20 protein-coding genes, 1 rRNA gene and 1 pseudogene are annotated in these 18,210 nt (G+C 45.1%); 21 read left to right on the top strand and 1 reads right to left on the bottom strand.

What is annotated here, in order from left to right; translation table 11 throughout:
* The 11 genes from rrf to L2D08_RS21150 all read left to right on the top strand — a co-directional run.
* Positions 1-75, top strand: a 5S ribosomal RNA gene (gene rrf / locus L2D08_RS24715); the annotation flags it as partial.
* A gap of 72 nt (positions 76-147) precedes the next feature.
* A complete protein-coding gene (locus L2D08_RS21105; RefSeq protein ID WP_242236972.1) occupies positions 148-1,551 on the top strand; it encodes an aminotransferase class I/II-fold pyridoxal phosphate-dependent enzyme in 1,404 nt (467 codons plus the stop codon).
* Between the two features lies 1 nt (position 1,552).
* The gene (tmk, locus tag L2D08_RS21110) at positions 1,553-2,179 is read left to right on the top strand and encodes a dTMP kinase (protein WP_242236975.1); all 627 of its coding nucleotides are present in this window, start codon (positions 1,553-1,555) and stop codon (positions 2,177-2,179) included.
* Between the two features lie 44 nt (positions 2,180-2,223).
* Positions 2,224-2,553 carry a cyclic-di-AMP receptor gene (locus L2D08_RS21115; RefSeq protein WP_242236976.1) on the top strand — a complete coding sequence of 110 codons (330 nt, stop codon included), beginning with the start codon at positions 2,224-2,226 and terminating at the stop codon, positions 2,551-2,553.
* Positions 2,554-2,567: 14 nt separating this feature from the next.
* Positions 2,568-3,575 carry a DNA polymerase III subunit delta' gene (gene holB, locus L2D08_RS21120; protein WP_242236977.1) on the top strand — a complete coding sequence of 336 codons (1,008 nt, stop codon included), beginning with the start codon at positions 2,568-2,570 and terminating at the stop codon, positions 3,573-3,575.
* Positions 3,568-4,395, top strand: a complete 828-nt coding sequence (locus tag L2D08_RS21125) for a PSP1 domain-containing protein (protein ID WP_242236979.1) — start codon at positions 3,568-3,570, stop codon at positions 4,393-4,395. Before holB ends, L2D08_RS21125 begins: the two co-directional genes overlap by 8 nt.
* A 49-nt stretch (positions 4,396-4,444) precedes the next feature.
* Positions 4,445-4,759, top strand: a complete 315-nt coding sequence (gene yabA / locus L2D08_RS21130) for a DNA replication initiation control protein YabA (RefSeq protein ID WP_242237068.1) — start codon at positions 4,445-4,447, stop codon at positions 4,757-4,759.
* 58 nt (positions 4,760-4,817) lie between these two features.
* Complete coding sequence (locus L2D08_RS21135; protein ID WP_242236981.1) at positions 4,818-5,582, top strand: tRNA1(Val) (adenine(37)-N6)-methyltransferase; 765 nt, start codon at positions 4,818-4,820, stop codon at positions 5,580-5,582.
* Entirely contained in the window at positions 5,551-5,832 is a 282-nt protein-coding gene (locus L2D08_RS21140; protein ID WP_242236983.1) for a GIY-YIG nuclease family protein, read from the top strand. Before L2D08_RS21135 ends, L2D08_RS21140 begins: the two co-directional genes overlap by 32 nt.
* Positions 5,810-6,682, top strand: coding sequence for a 16S rRNA (cytidine(1402)-2'-O)-methyltransferase (gene rsmI / locus L2D08_RS21145; protein WP_242236985.1), 873 nt, complete (start codon positions 5,810-5,812; stop codon positions 6,680-6,682). The genes L2D08_RS21140 and rsmI overlap by 23 nt, the downstream gene beginning before the upstream one ends.
* A 169-nt stretch (positions 6,683-6,851) precedes the next feature.
* On the top strand, positions 6,852-8,264 hold the full coding sequence (locus L2D08_RS21150) for a glycoside hydrolase family 18 protein (RefSeq protein WP_242237071.1): 1,413 nt from the start codon (positions 6,852-6,854) through the stop codon (positions 8,262-8,264).
* 178 nt (positions 8,265-8,442) lie between these two features.
* Here L2D08_RS21150 and L2D08_RS21155 read toward each other — a convergent pair whose 3' ends face one another.
* Entirely contained in the window at positions 8,443-8,727 is a 285-nt protein-coding gene (locus L2D08_RS21155; protein WP_242236988.1) for a transition state genes transcriptional regulator AbrB, read from the bottom strand.
* Positions 8,728-9,101: 374 nt separating this feature from the next.
* Here L2D08_RS21155 and metG point away from each other — a divergent pair.
* From metG to glmU, 10 genes and pseudogenes are all read left to right on the top strand, one after another.
* Positions 9,102-11,105, top strand: a pseudogene (metG, locus tag L2D08_RS21160) (methionine--tRNA ligase); the annotation flags it as partial.
* A 33-nt stretch (positions 11,106-11,138) separates the two neighbouring features.
* The gene (locus tag L2D08_RS21165) at positions 11,139-11,906 is read left to right on the top strand and encodes a TatD family hydrolase (protein ID WP_242236993.1); all 768 of its coding nucleotides are present in this window, start codon (positions 11,139-11,141) and stop codon (positions 11,904-11,906) included.
* 155 nt (positions 11,907-12,061) lie between these two features.
* Positions 12,062-12,619 (top strand): ribonuclease M5, encoded by a 558-nt coding sequence (rnmV, locus tag L2D08_RS21170; protein ID WP_242236996.1) that lies wholly within the window; start codon positions 12,062-12,064, stop codon positions 12,617-12,619.
* Positions 12,613-13,497, top strand: coding sequence for a 16S rRNA (adenine(1518)-N(6)/adenine(1519)-N(6))-dimethyltransferase RsmA (rsmA, locus tag L2D08_RS21175; RefSeq protein ID WP_309241452.1), 885 nt, complete (start codon positions 12,613-12,615; stop codon positions 13,495-13,497). The genes rnmV and rsmA overlap by 7 nt, the downstream gene beginning before the upstream one ends.
* 183 nt (positions 13,498-13,680) lie before the next feature.
* On the top strand, positions 13,681-13,938 hold the full coding sequence (gene veg, locus L2D08_RS21180; protein WP_242237000.1) for a biofilm formation stimulator Veg: 258 nt from the start codon (positions 13,681-13,683) through the stop codon (positions 13,936-13,938).
* Positions 13,939-14,077: 139 nt separating this feature from the next.
* Positions 14,078-14,947, top strand: a complete 870-nt coding sequence (ispE, locus tag L2D08_RS21185; protein WP_242237002.1) for a 4-(cytidine 5'-diphospho)-2-C-methyl-D-erythritol kinase — start codon at positions 14,078-14,080, stop codon at positions 14,945-14,947.
* 68 nt (positions 14,948-15,015) lie between these two features.
* Entirely contained in the window at positions 15,016-15,861 is an 846-nt protein-coding gene (gene purR / locus L2D08_RS21190) for a pur operon repressor (RefSeq protein ID WP_242237004.1), read from the top strand.
* A complete protein-coding gene (locus tag L2D08_RS21195) occupies positions 15,858-16,235 on the top strand; it encodes a RidA family protein (protein ID WP_242237007.1) in 378 nt (125 codons plus the stop codon). Before purR ends, L2D08_RS21195 begins: the two co-directional genes overlap by 4 nt.
* A 120-nt stretch (positions 16,236-16,355) precedes the next feature.
* Positions 16,356-16,649: a septation regulator SpoVG gene (gene spoVG, locus L2D08_RS21200; RefSeq protein WP_242237009.1), complete on the top strand. Its 294-nt coding sequence runs from the start codon at positions 16,356-16,358 to the stop codon at positions 16,647-16,649.
* Between the two features lie 171 nt (positions 16,650-16,820).
* Positions 16,821-18,191 carry a bifunctional UDP-N-acetylglucosamine diphosphorylase/glucosamine-1-phosphate N-acetyltransferase GlmU gene (gene glmU, locus L2D08_RS21205; RefSeq protein WP_242237011.1) on the top strand — a complete coding sequence of 457 codons (1,371 nt, stop codon included), beginning with the start codon at positions 16,821-16,823 and terminating at the stop codon, positions 18,189-18,191.
* Positions 18,192-18,210 lie beyond the last annotated feature (19 nt).

Below are 18,210 nucleotides of genomic sequence, written 5' to 3' on the forward strand. Positions count from 1 at the left end.
GAACACGGCCGTTAAGCTCTTCAGCGCCGATGGTAGTTGGGGGTTTCCCCCTGCGAGAGCAGGACGCCGCCTGGCAATAGTGAAAAAGAGATGACCTCGTGTCATCTCTTTTTTTATATTGTTTATTCGATAAAGGAGAATTCGTAAATGAATCATTCCCATATGCCTCTGCTTGAAGCTTTAAAAAGGCATCAGCAGAAAAAGCCTCTTTCTTTTCACGTACCCGGTCATAAAAATGGATTGCTTGCTCCTTGGATGGAGCTTTCACTGGATGTAACCGAATTAACGGGCTTGGATGACCTTCATGCTCCAGAAGAATGTATTAAAGAAGCAGAAGACCTGCTTTCGGACTTACATCATACGGTGGAAAGCAAGTTTCTTGTGAATGGAAGTACAGTCGGCAACCTTGCCATGATTCTTGGCACCCTTTCCAAAGGTGATATTGTGTTTGTTCAGCGCAATTGCCATAAGTCTGTGTTAAACGCCTTAAAAATGGCTCAAGTCTTCCCCGTTTTTTTAACACCTGGTTTTGATGAACATACACAGACAGCAGCCCAAATATCAAAGGAAACATTAATGGAGGCATACAAAACATATCCTGAAAGTAAAGCGGTCATTTTTACGTATCCGACGTATTATGGAGTAACCGGTTCTTTTCAGGAATTGGCGGCTATTGCCAGGTCTCACGCTTCCTTGGTGCTTGTGGATGAAGCGCATGGAGCCCACTTTGGGGCTGTGAAAGGGGAAGTGCCCATGAGCGCCCTGCAGCTGGGTGGAGATATCGTTGTACAGTCTGCGCATAAAATGCTGCCTGCTATGACGATGGGTGCTTACCTTCATATTAATTCTTCCCAAATCGACCGCACGCGCCTTCAATTCTATCTGCAGGCTTTGCAGTCAAGCAGTCCATCTTATCCAATTATGGCTTCCCTGGATTATGCCCGTTTTTATGCGGCTTCCTATACGAGGATAGATCATACTTACTCTATGGCTGTAAAAAACAGAGTGATTCAGTTTCTCCAATTAGAGGGGTTCGCTTGTATATCTACAGATGATCCGTACAAACTGCTTGTAAGGGCTGAAGGGCTGACAGGATATGAGTTACAGGCTTTATTTGAAGAAGCAGGCATTTATATTGAACTCGCCGATCCTTATCAGATACTGCTCGTTTTTCCTCTTTTAAAAGCAGGAGAGAATCTCTTTGAAGCACAAGCCATGCAAAAATTGGGCAGCTTATCGTTTAAAGCAGGAAAAACATCTCCTTCATTTTCAGAAAAATTTCCGTCTGCTCATGTATCCACTCTCGACTTGCCTTATAATGAGCATAGTTGCTTCCAAAAAGAAGCTGTTTCCTTGAAAGACGCAGCCGGCGAAGTGGCAGCTGAAATGATTATTCCGTACCCGCCTGGTATACCGCTTGTAATGGAGGGGGAACGGATTTTAAAGGCTCATGTAGAGCAGATTGAGTGGCTGGTCAGTCAAGGCGCCCGCTTTCATGGGGGAGAAAGATTGAACGAACAGAAGCTTATGGTGTTTCGGAAGGAGAACTAACGTGCCGGGATTATTTATTACAATAGAAGGACCAGAAGGAGCAGGGAAAACGACCGTGCTACAGCGGATTGTTGAAGAGCTTGGAAAAAAGGGGTACCCGATTGTTCAAACGAGAGAACCGGGCGGCATAGCCATTGCGGAGCAGATACGCTCGGTTATTTTAAATAAACACAACACAAAGATGGATGCGCGCACGGAAGCACTTCTTTATGCAGCAGCCCGCCGCCAGCATCTGGCCGAAAAAGTCATGCCGGCCCTTCAAAAAGGCTTTATTGTCCTTTGTGACCGGTTTGTCGACAGCTCACTTGCGTACCAAGGCTATGCAAGAGGGCTTGGTATGGAGGAAGTGGCCTCTATCAATGCTTTTGCGATTGATGGCATGATGCCTGCCTTGACGTTATTATTTGATGTGCAGCCTGAAGTCGGGCTTGCCCGTATTCATCGCCATGAGGGACGGGAAGTCAACCGGCTTGATCTGGAGGACCTTTCTTTTCACCAGAAAGTACGGGAAGGATATTTGAAATTGGCCGAGGCCAACCGGGAGCGCATCGTGGTGATCGATGCCGGGCAGGAGCAGGAGCTCGTGTACCGAGCTGCACTTTCCGAAATTGAAAAAGTGCTTGGCTAAAAGATTTGGTATAATAGAAGAAATCCTGTAAGGGGGAAAAAAATATGAAATTGATTACCGCAGTCGTACAGGACCAGGATAGCAATAAATTATCACAGGCGCTGATTAAACATCAATTCCGCGCAACGAAGCTTGCTTCAACTGGTGGCTTTTTAAGAGCAGGCAATACAACATTCATGATCGGCGTAGAAGATGACCGTGTGCAGGAAGCACTAGAGCTCATCAGAAAAAATTGCCAGTCTCGTGAACAGGTTGCTCCTCCCGTATCGCCGATGGGCGGCAATGTGGATGCGTATGTGCCGTATCCGGTAGAGGTGCCAGTGGGCGGTGCGACCGTTTTTGTTCTGCCGGTTGAACAGTTTCATCAATTTTAAAGGGTGTGAAGTTCGTGTCTAACCCGTGGAAGGAAGCAGAAGGGCGCCAGCCGATCGTCATGAGGATGATTGAAAACAGTTTACTTCGTGACCGTGTAGCGCATGCTTATTTGTTTGAAGGCGATCCGGGAACCGGAAAAAAAGAAACAGCCCTGCTGTTTGCAAAAAGTTTGTTTTGCCGGGAACCACTGGATGGGTATCGGCCGTGCGGGGCATGTATTAACTGCCGCCGCATCCAAAATGGGAATCATCCCGACCTTCACATGATTGAGCCGGATGGCTTATCGATTAAAAAAGAGCAAATTCAATTTTTACAGCAGGAATTCAAAAAAACTGCGGTTGAATCCGGCTGGAAAGTATATATTATCAATCAGGCAGACAAAATGACGGCAAGTGCGGCGAACAGCCTGCTCAAGTTTTTAGAAGAGCCTTCTGCCCGCACCGCCGCCTTTTTATTAACAGAGCAAAGCAGTCTTGTGCTGCCGACCATTTTGTCGCGTTGCCAGCAGCTGACATTTCGTCCGGTTGATTCAAGCGAGCTTAAGCAGCGCTTGATCCAAGAAGAAATTAATGTGCCGATGGCTTCCATTGTCTCCAAATTAACCAATCATTTGGATGAAGCGCTCCGGCTTGCACACGATGAGTGGTTTGCACAGGCACGACTAGTAGTGTTAAAATTATACGAAGGTCTGAAAGGCGGCAGGCTCTCGGCTATTGTTTCGCTTTCAGAAGAATTTCACTCTCATTTTAAAGAGAAACAGCAGGTCAGTCTTGCCCTTGATCTTTTTGTTCTAATTCACAGGGATTTGCTTTCCATTATGACCGGGGAAGAAAAAGGTCTTGCATTTCCCGACCGTCTTGCTTCTTTTCAGCAGGATGCCCTGCATTTGTCAGCAGAAGCGCTGGCAGACCGGATGGCATTCATTCTAGAGGCAAAACGAAAGCTCAGCCGCAATATGAACCAGCAGCTGCTAATGGAGCAGCTTTTGTTAAAGTTACAGGGGGGACACGCCTTTGTGTAATGTAGTAGGTGTACGCTTTAAACAAGCGGGTAAAATATATTATTTTGATCCAGGTGACCTCGGGATCCAAAAGGAAGACCACGTTATTGTGGAAACGGTACGCGGGGTTGAATATGGACATGTTGTTGTCGGGCCAAAAGAAATCGATGAAGATGATGTCGTTCTGCCATTGAAAAAAGTGATCCGGGCGGCGGATCAGAAAGATCGTTTGGCTGTACAGGAAAACAGTGAAGCAGCTATACAGGCATTTGAAACTTGTACGAGTAAAATTGCCGAGCATAATCTAGATATGAAGCTTGTTGATGTAGAATACACCTTTGACCGCAATAAAGTGATTTTCTATTTCACAGCGGACGGGCGGGTGGATTTCCGAGAGCTCGTAAAAGATTTGGCTTCGATTTTCCGGACGCGCATTGAGCTGCGCCAAATTGGCGTTCGGGATGAAGCAAAAATGCTCGGCGGCATCGGGCCATGTGGACGGATGCTTTGTTGTTCAACATTCCTTGGGGATTTTGAGCCGGTCTCAATCAAGATGGCAAAAGATCAAAACCTCTCCCTGAATCCAGCTAAAATTTCCGGTTTATGCGGCCGATTAATGTGCTGCTTAAAGTACGAAAACGATGAGTATGAGGATGCGCGCCGTGAATTGCCGGATGTGGGCCAAAAAGTAACAACGCCAAGCGGGAACGGGCGTGTGACGGGCTTAAATATTTTAGAACGGCTCGTACAGGTGCATCTTCCGGAACTGGAACGGACGCTTGAATTCTCATCTGATGAGATCGGAAGAGAGGGAGCCGTTTCTGTGAAAGCAGGTGATTGAGACGGTGGAAAAGTTAGATAAAAAAGGTATTTTTGATTCTGTCAGCCATATGGAGCTGCAAATTGGTGAATTATATCAGCAGCTTGGCGAAGTAAAGGTACAGCTTGCGGAAATACTGGAAGAAAACAATTCATTACTGATTGAAAATGATCACTTGCGCCGCCGTCTTGAAGAATTAGACCATCAGGAGCAAAAAGTGTCAGGACCTGTCAGCGTGCAAGCACGCGGAGCGGATATCGGTGAAGGATATGATAATCTGGCCCGCTTGTACCAAGAAGGCTTTCATATTTGCAGTGTGCATTTCGGGAGCCCGCGTAAAGATGAAGACTGTCTATTTTGCTTGTCTTTTTTAAATAAAAAATAATGTGATCGAAGCCTTCCTTTTCAAAGGAAGGTTCTTTTGTGCAAAAGGAGAAACAAGTATGGTTGAATTAAAACAAGATGAGCGGCTTGATTATCTGCTGGCGGAAGAGCTGCGGATTATCCAAAGCCCGTCTGTTTTTTCGTTTTCGCTGGATGCCGTCCTGCTGGCACGGTTTGCTTCCGTACCTAAAACACGCGGCGCTATTATAGATCTTTGTTCCGGCAATGGTGTTGTGCCGCTTTTAATGTCAGCAAGAACAAAGGTGCCGATCATCGGGGTGGAAATACAGGAGCGCCTGTACGATATGGCGGTCCGCAGCGTAGCGTATAATGGCTTGGATGAGCAAATCGGGATGGTGCACGGTGATTTAAAGCAATCACCACAGCAGCTCGGAAAAGAAAAGTACACGCTGGTGACGTGTAACCCGCCTTATTTTTTAACGCCGTCTCAAAATGAAATGAATGCAAATGAGCATTTTGCCATTGCCCGTCATGAAATTATGTGCACACTCGAAGATTGTATCGTATCAGCTTCCCAGCTTTTAAAGCAGGGAGGAAAAGCCGCTTTTGTTCACCGGCCCGGCCGTCTGCTTGACATTGTCACGCTGATGAGAACATACCGGCTTGAGCCGAAGCGGATTCGCTTTGTGTACCCAAAAGCAGGAAACAAAGAAGCCAATACCGTTCTTGTGGAAGGGATAAAAGATGGAGCACCGGACTTAAAGATTTTGCCGCCGCTTTTTGTGTATGATGATAAAGGCGAATATACAGATGAAGTGAGGACTCTTCTATATGGAGACGAGCCACCATTTTTACGTCGTTAAATGCAAGGATGATTCTCTGTATGCAGGATATACAACTGATCTAAACAAGCGGATAAGCGTTCATAATTCAGGAAAAGGTGCAAAGTATACGCGAGCCCGCCGGCCTGTTACCCTTATTTACAGTGAATCGTTTGAAACAAAACAAGAAGCGATGCGGGCAGAATATGCGTTTAAGCAGCTATCGCGTCCCCAAAAAATGAATTATTTGCGGAAAAGAGGTGCAAAGGATGAAATCACAGAAAAGTTTTGACCGTGAAGAAGGGCTTCTTTACCTTGTTCCGGTTCCCATTGGCAATTTAGAAGACATGACAATACGGGCCCTGCGTATCTTGAAGGAAGCCGATGTTATTGCAGCAGAAGATACCCGCAATACGAAAAAGCTGTGCAATTATTTCGAGATCGCGACACCTGTTGTCAGCTACCATGAACACAGCAGTGAAGCAGCCGGCCGCAAGCTTATTGAACGCGTGCAATCCGGTGAAACCGTTGCGCTTGTGAGTGATGCCGGTACACCTTGTATTTCAGATCCAGGACATGAGCTTGTGCTGCTGGCCCTCCAAAATGAGGTGAATGTGGTGCCGCTCCCAGGAGCAAATGCTGCCGTAACGGCACTGATTGCATCAGGTATTGCGCCGCAGCCTTTTTATTTTTATGGTTTTTTAAATCGGGGGAAAAAAGAAAAAAAGAAAGAGCTTGAGAAACTGTCCTCTTGTCGCGAAACATTTATCTTATATGAATCCCCTCACCGTTTAAAAGAAACGCTGACGCTGATGGAAGAGTTTTTAGGAGCGGAACGGCAGATCGTTTTATGCCGGGAGCTGACGAAAAGGTTTGAAGAATTTTTGCGCGGGACGATCAGTGAAGCACGTGTGTGGGCCGAGGAGTCCAAAATAATGGGTGAGTTTTGTCTCATTATAGAAGGGAATCCAGAGGCATCAGACTCTTTGGAAAAAACAGCATGGTGGAGTGAGTTGTCCATTGAAGCGCATGTTGAACAGTATGTAACAGAGCAGAAAATGACGCCAAAAGAAGCGGTAAAGCAGGTGGCAAAAGAGCGTGGCCTGCCGAAGCGGGATGTATACACTGCTTATCATACATAAAATCTCTTTATTCATTCAAAACGTAGGCTGGCTGCCAAATGCAATAGGCGCCAGTTTTTTATTTTGTTTAACACCCTATACAATGCGTTCGGTCCAGTCCCTAAATCATATTGGGAGGCTTTAGGTAATAAGATGAATGGACATTGTGTTGGAAGGCGGGGCTGTAAAGATGAGAGTCCATGTAGTGAGAAGTGGAGATTTACTCTGGCGTATTGCCCGGCAATATCGAATAGATCCTGCCCTTATCGTTCGGGCTAATGATCTTGAACAGCCGGATCGGCTGGTGATTGGCCAGGCACTGGTGATTCCCGAACCTTATTTTCAATACCTTGTTCAGCCTGGAGATACGCTTGGAAACATTGGGAGTACGTACGGCGTAACGGTTCAAGAAATACTGCAGCTAAACCGACTCAACAATCCTTCTGCTATTTATCCAGGACAAATACTTACGGTTCCAGTGATTTATCACACCGTGATGGCCGGGGAGAGTCTTTCTGTTATCGCCAGCCGCTATGGAACAACCGTTCAATCAATCGTTCAGGTCAATCGGTTAACAGCACCATCACGTCTTTATATCGGCCAGGTTTTAAGAATTCCAGCCCCAACAAAGCCCGTTATTGATGTAAATGCTTTTACATATGCATTTGGGCAGACAGGAGCCAGAGAAGTACGTGAAGTCGCTTGCGATTTAACGTATATCAGTCCGTTTGCGTATAGGATGCAGGAAGACGGCGGTCTCGAACCAATTGATGATACTCCTGCTATAGAAGCTGCCCGCTCAAATGGCGTTGTTCCCATGATGGCTATTACAAACTTTTCAAGTACAGAAGCAGGGACTGAACTTGCCCACACGATCCTCTCAAGCCCAACTTTAGTTGAAACACTGTTAACGAATGTAATAGAGGTGATGAGGGAAAAGGAATACAGCGGTGTGAATATCGACTTTGAAAACGTAGCACCGGAGGATCGCCAGTTTTATAACCGATTTCTTGAAAGAGCGGTAGAACGGCTGCATGCTGAAGGTTATTTTGTTTCTTCTTCTCTCGCTCCAAAAACGAGCGGTGAACAGAGGGGATTGTTAGTTGAAGCGCAGGATTACCCGGCACACGGGCGCATTCTTGATTTTGTTGTGTTGATGACATATGAGTGGGGATATCGCAAAGGGCCTCCGCAGGCTATTTCACCTATTAACCAAATGAAGCGTGTTCTCGATTATGCGGTAACGGTTATTCCAGGAAATAAAATCCTGCTCGGTTTTCAGATCTACGCCCGGGATTGGCTTTTGCCTCACAGGGAAGGACAGGAAGCGGAAACATTCGATATGCAGGAAGCCATCAGGCGTGCGATTCGATATGGAGCAGAGATAAAATATGATCAGGTGAGTCAGTCACCTTATTACCGTTACGTAGACAATAGTGGACGGTCTCATGAGGTTTGGTTTGAAGACGCACGCAGTGCAAAAGCAAAATTCGACCTGGTCAACGCGTATAACCTTAGAGGACTCAGTTATTGGGTGCTTGGTTATCCATTTCCCCAAAACTGGGAACTTCTTGGAGATACATTTATTGTGCGGAAGAGGTAAGAATCATACGTTTTTGAAGATACACCATGGCGCGGCATAAGGGATCCCGTGTTTCTGCCGGTCATATGCGTGGGGGAACGGCTTATAAAAATACCCGGATACAACAAACACCCGGACTTTTTCATTAGATTTTTTATCTAATGTGAAGTCCGGGTGTTTGTTTTGCGATAACAGCGGATTACTTGCCGCTTTTGAATGCTTCCTGAATTTCTTTCATAAGAATTTCAGCGCCTTCATGGCTAAGGATCAATTTGCCGTCAGCAAGCTTGATGTTGTCATCAGATACTTCGCCTGTTACCTGGCAAGTCATGCTTGGCTTATATTTTTTAAGGATGATTTTATCGTCATCCACGTAAATTTCAAGTGCATCTTTTTCAGCGATGCCCAATGTGCGGCGCAATTCAATCGGAATAACAACTCGGCCGAGTTCGTCAACTTTACGTACAATTCCTGTTGATTTCATGTTAAAACTCCTCCCAAATGGATACATTTATTTTAAATAACTTCATATAAATTTAATTCGTCAATATTCGACAAAAAATTAATGCTTGACGTAATTGTACCAAGAGTTCCCATAGACGTCAACAATAAAATGTAATTTTTCAATTAACTGTAAGAAGAGAAAACGTTAGTATATCAACGTTTTAAAGGATACTCTGTAAAAGAGCTGGAAAAATATTTTTCGAATTTGTCGAAGGGTGTCGAATAAGGAAGAACATTCGACAAATAAATCAATAGAAAAAAAGGGGTTCATATTTACATTTATTCTTATATGGGGGACAATAAAAGAAGTGACTAAAAAAGCTTACGCCATATAAGTAGACGCTTTTTAAGGAGGATTTTCGAGTGAGTGAACATAAAAAAACGTTTTATTTAACAACACCTATTTACTACCCGAGCGGTAATTTGCATATCGGGCATGCGTATACAACAGTAGCAGGAGATGCCATGGCGCGCTACAAGCGTCTGCGTGGATTCGATGTTATGTATTTAACGGGAACAGACGAACACGGTCAAAAAATCCAGGAAAAAGCAGATGAAAAAGGCGTTACACCGCAGGAATATGTCGATGAAATTGTAGCCGGCATTCAAAAGCTTTGGAAAACGATGCATATTTCAAACGATGATTTTATCCGTACGACAGAAGAGCGCCACAAAAAAGTAGTCGAAAAGATCTTTCAGCGCCTGCTTGATCAGGGAGACATTTACCTTGGTGAATATGAAGGCTGGTATTCTGTTCCAGATGAAACTTTTTATACAGAAACACAGCTTGTTGACAAAGAACTGAATGATCAGGGAGAAGTCATCGGCGGGAAAAGCCCGGACAGCGGCCACCCGGTCGAAAAAGTACGGGAAGAGTCTTACTTTTTCCGGATGAGTAAATATGCGGACCGTTTGTTGAAATATTACGAGGAAAACCCGACGTTTATTCAGCCGGAATCACGCAAAAATGAAATGATCAATAACTTCATCAAACCAGGTCTTGAAGATTTGGCAGTATCCCGGACAACGTTTGACTGGGGCGTAAAAGTACCGGGTAATCCGAAGCATGTTGTATATGTATGGATTGACGCCCTTTCAAATTATATTACCGCACTTGGCTACGGAACAGAAAACGATACGAAATACAAACAGTACTGGCCGGCTGATGTTCATTTAGTCGGAAAAGAAATTGTCCGCTTCCATACTATTTATTGGCCAATTATGCTGATGGCGCTTGACCTGCCGCTGCCAAAGAAAGTCTTTGCTCATGGCTGGCTGCTGATGAAGGACGGCAAAATGTCTAAATCAAAAGGCAATGTTGTGGATCCTGTTACGCTTATCGACCGTTATGGCCTGGATGCGCTTCGTTACTATTTACTGCGCGAAGTGCCATTTGGCTCTGATGGCGTATTTACACCGGAAGGGTTTGTTGAGCGGATCAATTACGACCTTGCCAATGACCTAGGCAATCTGCTGAACCGGACTGTAGCGATGATCAACAAATACTTTGGCGGAGAGATCCCGGCATACAGCGGCTCAGAAGGTGAGTTTGAAAAAGCGCTTATGGCTGCAAACGAAAAAACGATCCGCGAGTATGAAGAAGCGATGGAAAACATGGAGTTCTCCGTCGCGCTGACATCCCTCTGGCAGCTTATCAGCCGGACAAACAAATATATTGATGAAACACAGCCGTGGGTTCTGGCGAAAGAAGAGAAAAAAGGTGAACTCGGTACAGTAATGTATCACTTAGCGGAATCACTGCGCCGTGCTGCTGTCCTGTTAACGCCATTTTTAACCGGAACACCGGAAAAGATTTTCGAACAGCTGGGATTAGCCGATAAAAGCCTTCAAGAGTGGGAAAGTCTTCAAACATTTGGAGCCATTCAAGCCGGCGTTAAAGTAGTGAAAAAAGGAGAGCCGATTTTCCCTCGCCTTGATATAGAAGAAGAAGTGAACTTTATCAAAGAAAAAATGCAGGACCCTGCTCCGGTTGAGGAAGAAAAACCAGCGGCGGAAGACTATGCTGCTGTTGGTGATGAGATCAGCATCGATGATTTTATGAAAGTGGATCTTCGGGCTGCAACAGTCATTGAGGCTTCTCCTGTTAAAAAAGCAGATAAGCTGTTAAAATTGCAGCTGGATCTCGGTTTTGAAAAACGCCAGGTTGTTTCCGGAATCGCCCAGTACTATAAACCGGAGGAGCTTGTTGGCCGAAAGGTTGTCGTTGTCGCTAACTTAAAGCCGGTAAAACTGCGCGGAGAACTGTCACAGGGAATGATTTTGGCCGGATCAAAAGATGGCATTTTAACCCTGGCCGAGGTGCCGGAAAACTTGCCAAATGGTGCAAAAATCAAATAATTGTTTCACGTGAAACAAAAGACGGGTGATAACATGCTGTTTGATACACACGTTCATTTAAATGCAGATCAGTTTCAAGAAGACATAGAAGAAGTAATCGGGCGCGCGCAGGAAGCGGGTGTTCATCGTATGGTTGTTGTCGGGTTTGACAGGCTGACGATCGAGCGGGCTATGAAGCTTATTGAAAAGTATGATTTTCTTTATGCTGCAGTGGGCTGGCATCCGGTTGATGCGATCGATATGACCGGTGAAGACCTGGCTTGGATTGAAGAGCTGGCAGCTCATCCAAAAGTTGTCGCGATAGGAGAAATGGGTCTCGATTATCATTGGGATAAGTCACCGAAAGACGTACAGAAGGATGTGTTTCGCCGCCAGATCGCTCTGGCAAAACGAGTGAAACTGCCGATTGTCATTCATAACCGGGAAGCAACGCAGGACATTGTTGATATCTTAAAAGAAGAAGGCGCGGAAGAAGTGGGCGGCATTATGCATTGTTTCAGCGGGAGTGCGGAGACGGCCCTTGAATGTGTTAAAATGAATTTTTATATTTCTCTTGGCGGTCCGGTTACGTTTAAAAATGCCAAAAAACCGAAAGAAGTAGCCGAAGCCGTACCGCTTGAGAAGCTGCTTATTGAAACGGACTGCCCGTACTTAGCGCCGCACCCTTACCGCGGAAAACGAAATGAACCTGCTTACGTCAAGCTCGTAGCCCAGGAGATCGCTGCGCTAAAGGGAATTACGTACGAGGAAGTAGCAGCTGCAACCACTCAAAACGCCAATACATTGTTTCAACTTAAATAAGCAGGGGGCTCACACAGCCTCCGCTTTTTTACATGTCCGGGCAGCATGGACTAAATGGAAGAATGGGATAACGCGTTTTGACCGACAGGATATAAGGTGATAAAAGGGCTGAAGTAAAAAATGGATTGACAGCTTTTCGTCATCATGGAGGAAAAATGAAAATAAAAGAAATTATTGTAGTGGAAGGAAAAGACGATACCGTTAAAATTAAACTGGCGGTAGATGCCGATACGATTGAAACGCGCGGATCGGCTGTGGATGACAGTGTGATCGAGCAAATTCGGCATGCCCAGGAAACGCGTGGTGTTATTATTTTAACAGACCCGGATTATCCCGGACAGCGCATTCGCAGTTTAATCGATGAAAAGGTACCGGGCTGCCGTCACGCTTTTCTGCCCAAAAATGAAGCCATTGAAAAGCACGGGCGCGGTGTAGGGATTGAGCATGCGTCGGTTGAATCAATTCGCAGAGCGCTTCGCCATGCGCAGTATACAGATGAAGAAGCAGTGGAAGAAATAACGAGAGAGGACCTGGTTACAGCCGGACTTATTGGCGGTCCAACGGCAAAATCACGCCGTGAAGCTATTGGACAAAAACTTAAAATTGGTTACGTAAACGGAAAACAGCTGCACAAGCGGCTGATGATGTTTCAGATCACAGGCGAGCATTTCGCCAAAGCATTGGCGGAAGTGCTGGAGGAGGAACAATCATGAAGGATATTGCAACACCCTCGCGGACAAAGGACATTCTGGCCCGTCATGGTTTTTCATTTAAGAAAAGCCTCGGTCAAAATTTCTTGATTGACCCAAACATATTACAGCGAATCACCGAAACAGCCGAGCTGACAAAAGAAACCGGTGTAATTGAAATTGGACCGGGAATTGGGGCCCTCACAGAGCATTTAGCCCGTTCTGCTGGAAAAGTGGTCGCATTTGAAATTGACCAGCGCCTGCTGCCTATTTTGGATGAAACGTTAGCACCGTACGATAATGTCACCGTTATTAATGAAGATGTGTTAAAAGCGGATGTAAAAGGAGTAGTAGAGCGGGAGTTTGCCGGATTTGACCGCTTAATGGTTGTCGCGAACCTTCCTTATTACGTGACAACACCGATTATTATGAAGCTGCTTGAAGATAAAATACCGGTAAACGGATTTGTGGTGATGCTGCAAAAAGAAGTAGGCGACCGTATTTCGGCCCGGCCGTCTTCAAAAGAATATGGATCGCTTTCGATTGCTGTCCAATATTACACAGAAGCCTCCATTGCGTTTATTGTCCCAAAAACGGTGTTTATGCCGCCTCCAAATGTGGATTCTGCCATTATTAAACTTGATGTGCGCAGTAAGCCGGCCGTCTCTGTAGAAGACGAAGACTTCTTTTTCCTTGTCACGCGGACATCGTTTGCCCAGCGCCGGAAAACGATTTTAAACAACCTGGTCAACGGTCTTCCGGGAGGGAAAGAGAAAAAAGAAGCGATTACCGAAGCACTTGAGGAAGCAGGCATTGAGCCATCGAGACGCGGTGAAACGCTGTCACTGGCTGAATTTGCTGCATTGGCTAAGGTATTAGCAGACAAAGGAATACGCCAATAAAAAACCGCTCTTTCAAAAAGAGCGGTTTTTTTTTAGAGGTTGGGAAATACTAGCGTTAGCGAAAAAAATCGTTATTTGCCGAATAAAAAATATTGACATTAGATGGACACGCTGATAAAATATTTTGTTTATTTGACTAAAACGAAAGTTTGTGCTACACTAAACATAGTGAGGTGGATGCAGATGCCGAAAACATTAGCTGACATTAAAAAAACGCTTGATTGTCATTTGGGTAAAAGATTATTGCTGAAAGCAAATGGTGGACGTCGGAAGACCGTTGAGCGTTCTGGTATTTTAACGGAGACGTATCCTGCTGTTTTTGTTGTAGAACTTGATCAGGACGAGAATTCATTTGAACGCGTTTCTTACAGTTACGCGGATATACTCACTGAGACAGTGGAACTAACATTTGAAGATACAGCGGCAGGCAGCGCAGTATAAATGACGTGCTTCTCGTAAAACAGCACATCGGAGAGCAGGCTCAAAAGATTCAATTCGAATCTTTTGAGCCTGCTCTTTTTCTTTTGTGATAAAATAAGACAATAATTTATTGTGTATAACGCAAAGTAGGTGGATTGAAATGAAATTAATGATTAAAGCGCCGGCGAAAATTAATTTAACGCTCGATGTGCTGCATAAACGGCCGGACGGTTACCACGAAGTAGAAATGATTATGACGACAGTTGATTTAGCAGACCGGCTTGAGCTGGAAAGCTTAAATAAAAATGAAATCCGAATCATTTCCCACAATCGGTTTGTGCCGGATGACAGCCGAAATCTCGCTTATCAGGCAGCAAGGCTGTTAAAGGATCGATATGGCATTAAAAAAGGTGTATCTATTCAAATCGACAAAATCATTCCGGTTGCCGCAGGGCTGGCAGGCGGAAGCAGTGATGCGGCAGCGGCACTCAAGGGATTGAACCAGCTGTGGGGCCTTGGCCTGTCACTTGATGAGCTTGCGGAGATTGGAGCAGAGATCGGTTCGGATGTTTCATTTTGCGTCTATGGAGGCACAGCGCTTGCGACAGGGCGCGGTGAAAAAATTGAACATCTGCCGGCTCCGCCCAACTGCTGGGTTGTTTTAGCCAAGCCGACGATTGGCGTTTCAACCGGTGAAGTGTATAAGAATTTAAAATTGGACCGCATGAAGCGGCCGGACACACGGGCGATGATCGAAGCCATCAAAGAAAGTAATTATGAGAAAATGTGCCGGAATATGGGTAACGTTCTGGAATCTGTCACCCTTCATGCTCATCCCGAAGTCGCTCTGATTAAAGAGCAGATGATTCGTTTCGGAGCGGACGCTGTACTGATGAGCGGCAGTGGTCCGACGGTGTTTGGCTTGATCCGTCATGATTCCCGCATGCATCGCGTGTATAACTGCCTGCGTGGATTTTGTGATCAGGTATACGCAGTGCGTATGCTTGGGGATACCGACCTGGTTGATTAAAACCGTATATTAAGATATATTGTAATTAAAATATTCGGTTTTACTCCCCAGGAGGTTTAAATAGAACGATGAAGTTTCGTCGAAGTGAACGTATTATTGATATGACACATTATTTGCTCGAACATCCGCACCAGCTTGTGTCACTGACTCTTTTTGCCAATCGGTTTGGTTCTGCCAAGTCTTCGATCAGTGAAGACTTGGCCATTATTAAAGAAACGTTTGAAAAGCGCGGTATCGGTACACTGCAAACGGTTCCGGGAGCAGCAGGCGGTGTAAAATTCTATGCCCGTGTTGATAAGGAAAGCGCAAAGGAATTTATTACCGATTTGTGCCGGAAGATTGAAAATCCGGACCGCCTTCTGCCAGGCGGCTATCTATATATTATGGATCTGCTTGGAAATCCTGCGGTGATGAATAAGATCGGCAAGCTTCTTGCTTCCGCTTATGCAGACAAAAAAATTGATGCGGTCATGACGGTCGCTACAAAAGGGATCCCGATCGCACATGCCATTGCGGCCCATTTAAATGTGCCGGTTGTTGTCGTGCGCCGTGACAGTAAAGTAACGGAAGGGCCGACGGTCAGCATCAATTATGTCTCTGGCTCTACAAAACGTATTCAGGCGATGGTGCTTTCTAAGCGCAGTTTAAAAGAAGGATCAAAAGTGCTTTTGGTCGACGACTTTATGAAAGGCGGCGGCACCATCAATGGGATGATCAGCCTGCTGGCTGAGTTTAACGCTTCTGTCGCAGGTATTGCCGTTTTAGTGGAAGCAGAATATCCGGATTGCTTGATTGAGGATTATATTTCACTTGTGAAGCTGAAGGATGTAGATGAAAAAAGCGCAGCGATCTCTATAGTAGAAGGCAACTATTTTGAAAAAAATACTGAATTTTTACAGGGGGAATCAGAATGAATATTGTAAACACAAAAAAAGCACCGGCTGCTATCGGTCCGTACGTACAGGGCGTTGTGGTTAACAACTTATTTTACAGCTCCGGCCAAATCCCTTTAACAGCTGAAGGAACACTTGTGGAAGGAACAATTGAAGAACAGACACATCAAGTGTTTGCCAATTTAAAAGCTGTTCTGGAAGAAGCAGGCGCTTCTCTTGAAACGGTTGTGAAAGCGACTGTTTTCTTATCGGATATGAACGAGTTCGTTCCATTCAATGAAGTATATGGCGAATATTTCTCGGCGCATAAACCAGCCCGTTCATGCGTAGAAGTTGCTCGTCTTCCGAAAGACGTGAAAGTAGAAATCGAAGTAATTGCACTTGTAAGAGCATAAACCGGCCTCGTGCCGGTTTTTCTATTTTATTTTTTTTCAAGAAAAAAGAGGGAATATTGCAACGATTATGGAATAAGTAGTTTAAGCTTTTTTAAATATGGGAAAAGGGGGTGAATATGCGTGGAAATAACAGATATAAGATTACGACGTGTTCAAACGGATGGACGAATGAGAGCGATCGCATCAATCACATTTGACGGGGAGTTTGTTATTCATGACATTCGGGTGATTGATGGCAACAATGGCCTGTTTGTGGCTATGCCAAGTAAACGAACGCCGGAGGGAGAATTCCGCGATATTGCGCACCCCATCAATTCCGGAACCCGCGGAAAAATTCAAGATACCGTTCTTGGTGAATACCACCGTATCTGCAAATTAGAGCAGGAAGAACTGGTTGTGCTTGAAGAAGCATAAATACAATATGTTTTATCTGCGAGGCGGTCTCCGCCTTTTCCACAAGAGCCTAGGGAATCCGATAGGCTCTTTTTTTGCGTTGTGAAAAATGTGTCAATTTCGGTCTAGCATTGAAATCGGCTGCTATTTAAGATATATTCAATAATGGATAATTAGGTGAGGAGGCCTTTTATGACGAATATTTACGCTGTCATTCTGGCTGCAGGACAGGGAACTCGCATGAAATCGAAGTTGTACAAAGTACTGCATCCAGTATGTGGAAAGCCAATGGTAGAACATGTTATCGATCAAATTTCAGATTTACATACAGAGCAGATTGTAACCATTGTAGGCCACGGGGCTGAGATGGTAAAAGCGCAGCTGGGCGAACGTTCTGCGTACGCACTACAGGCAGAACAGCTTGGAACGGCACATGCTGTGATCCAGGCGGAATCGATTTTAGGAGACAAAAAAGGCTGCACGCTTGTTGTATGTGGAGATACACCACTTATTCAAACATCGACAATGGAAGCGCTCGTGAAGCATCATGAAGAAACAGGTGCAAAAGCCACGGTTTTAACGGCTCATGCTGAAAGACCGGATGGATATGGCCGTATTATTCGCGGTGCAGATGGTTCTGTCAGCCGGATTGTGGAACATAAAGATGCATCGGCAGAAGAACGGGCGGTAAAAGAAATTAATACAGGTACGTACTGCTTTGATAACGAATCGCTGTTTCATGCGTTGAAAAACGTATCAAATGATAACGTACAAGGTGAATACTACCTACCAGACGTGATTGAAATCTTAAAAGAAGCAGGCGAAACGATTTCAGCGTATCAAACTGAAAGCTTTGATGAAACACTAGGTGTAAATGATCGTGTAGCCCTTAGCGAAGCAGAGCGAATTATGCGTGCACGTATCAATGAAAAGCATATGCGTGCAGGTGTGACACTCATTGATCCGCAGAATACTTATATCGGGCCGGATGTTGTAATTGGCTCAGATACGGTAATTCACCCTGGCACGGTTCTTTCCGGCGATACGTCTATCGGGGAAGATTGCGTTATTGGACCAAACAGCGAAATAGCAGCGTGCCAAGTGGGAGACCGGACTGTTATTCGTCAGTCAGCGGCTTTTGAAAGCCGAATTGGTTCAGATGTAGCGATTGGGCCATTCGCACACATCCGTCCAAGCTCGGCACTTGCTGATCACGTGAAAATTGGAAACTTCGTCGAAATAAAGAAAGCATCGTTTGGCGAAGGAAGCAAAGCTTCTCATTTAAGTTATATTGGCGATGCGAATGTTGGCAGTGATGTAAACATTGGCTGCGGAACCATTACGGTAAACTACGATGGGAAAAACAAATTTTTAACAACGATTGAAGATGGTGTTTTTATTGGCTGCAATTCGAATTTAATTGCGCCGGTTACGGTAAGAAAAGGCGCTTATGTAGCAGCTGGATCTACGATCACAAGTGAAGTACCAGAAGAAGCGATGGCAATTGCACGGGCCCGTCAAGTGAATAAAGAAAATTACGCTTCAAAAATATTTCCAAAATAATGAGTAAATCAGGACTGTG

It is taken from the genome of Domibacillus sp. PGB-M46, assembly GCF_022668875.1.
GTDB lineage: Bacteria > Bacillota > Bacilli > Bacillales > Domibacillaceae > Domibacillus.

Excerpts from the sequence above, each read along its gene's own strand:
- L2D08_RS21105 (WP_242236972.1), top strand. The coding sequence starts at position 148 with ATGAATCATTCCCATATGCCTCTGCTTGAAGCTTTAAAAAGGCATCAG.
- L2D08_RS21115 (WP_242236976.1), top strand. The coding sequence starts at position 2,224 with ATGAAATTGATTACCGCAGTCGTACAGGACCAGGATAGCAATAAATTA.
- yabA (WP_242237068.1), top strand. The coding sequence starts at position 4,445 with ATGGAGCTGCAAATTGGTGAATTATATCAGCAGCTTGGCGAAGTAAAG.
- L2D08_RS21135 (WP_242236981.1), top strand. The coding sequence starts at position 4,818 with ATGGTTGAATTAAAACAAGATGAGCGGCTTGATTATCTGCTGGCGGAA.
- L2D08_RS21140 (WP_242236983.1), top strand. The coding sequence starts at position 5,551 with ATGGAGACGAGCCACCATTTTTACGTCGTTAAATGCAAGGATGATTCT.
- rsmI (WP_242236985.1), top strand. The coding sequence starts at position 5,810 with ATGAAATCACAGAAAAGTTTTGACCGTGAAGAAGGGCTTCTTTACCTT.
- L2D08_RS21150 (WP_242237071.1), top strand. The coding sequence starts at position 6,852 with ATGAGAGTCCATGTAGTGAGAAGTGGAGATTTACTCTGGCGTATTGCC.
- L2D08_RS21155 (WP_242236988.1), bottom strand. The coding sequence starts at position 8,727 with ATGAAATCAACAGGAATTGTACGTAAAGTTGACGAACTCGGCCGAGTT.
- L2D08_RS21165 (WP_242236993.1), top strand. The coding sequence starts at position 11,139 with ATGCTGTTTGATACACACGTTCATTTAAATGCAGATCAGTTTCAAGAA.
- rnmV (WP_242236996.1), top strand. The coding sequence starts at position 12,062 with ATGAAAATAAAAGAAATTATTGTAGTGGAAGGAAAAGACGATACCGTT.
- veg (WP_242237000.1), top strand. The coding sequence starts at position 13,681 with ATGCCGAAAACATTAGCTGACATTAAAAAAACGCTTGATTGTCATTTG.
- ispE (WP_242237002.1), top strand. The coding sequence starts at position 14,078 with ATGAAATTAATGATTAAAGCGCCGGCGAAAATTAATTTAACGCTCGAT.
- purR (WP_242237004.1), top strand. The coding sequence starts at position 15,016 with ATGAAGTTTCGTCGAAGTGAACGTATTATTGATATGACACATTATTTG.
- L2D08_RS21195 (WP_242237007.1), top strand. The coding sequence starts at position 15,858 with ATGAATATTGTAAACACAAAAAAAGCACCGGCTGCTATCGGTCCGTAC.
- glmU (WP_242237011.1), top strand. The coding sequence starts at position 16,821 with ATGACGAATATTTACGCTGTCATTCTGGCTGCAGGACAGGGAACTCGC.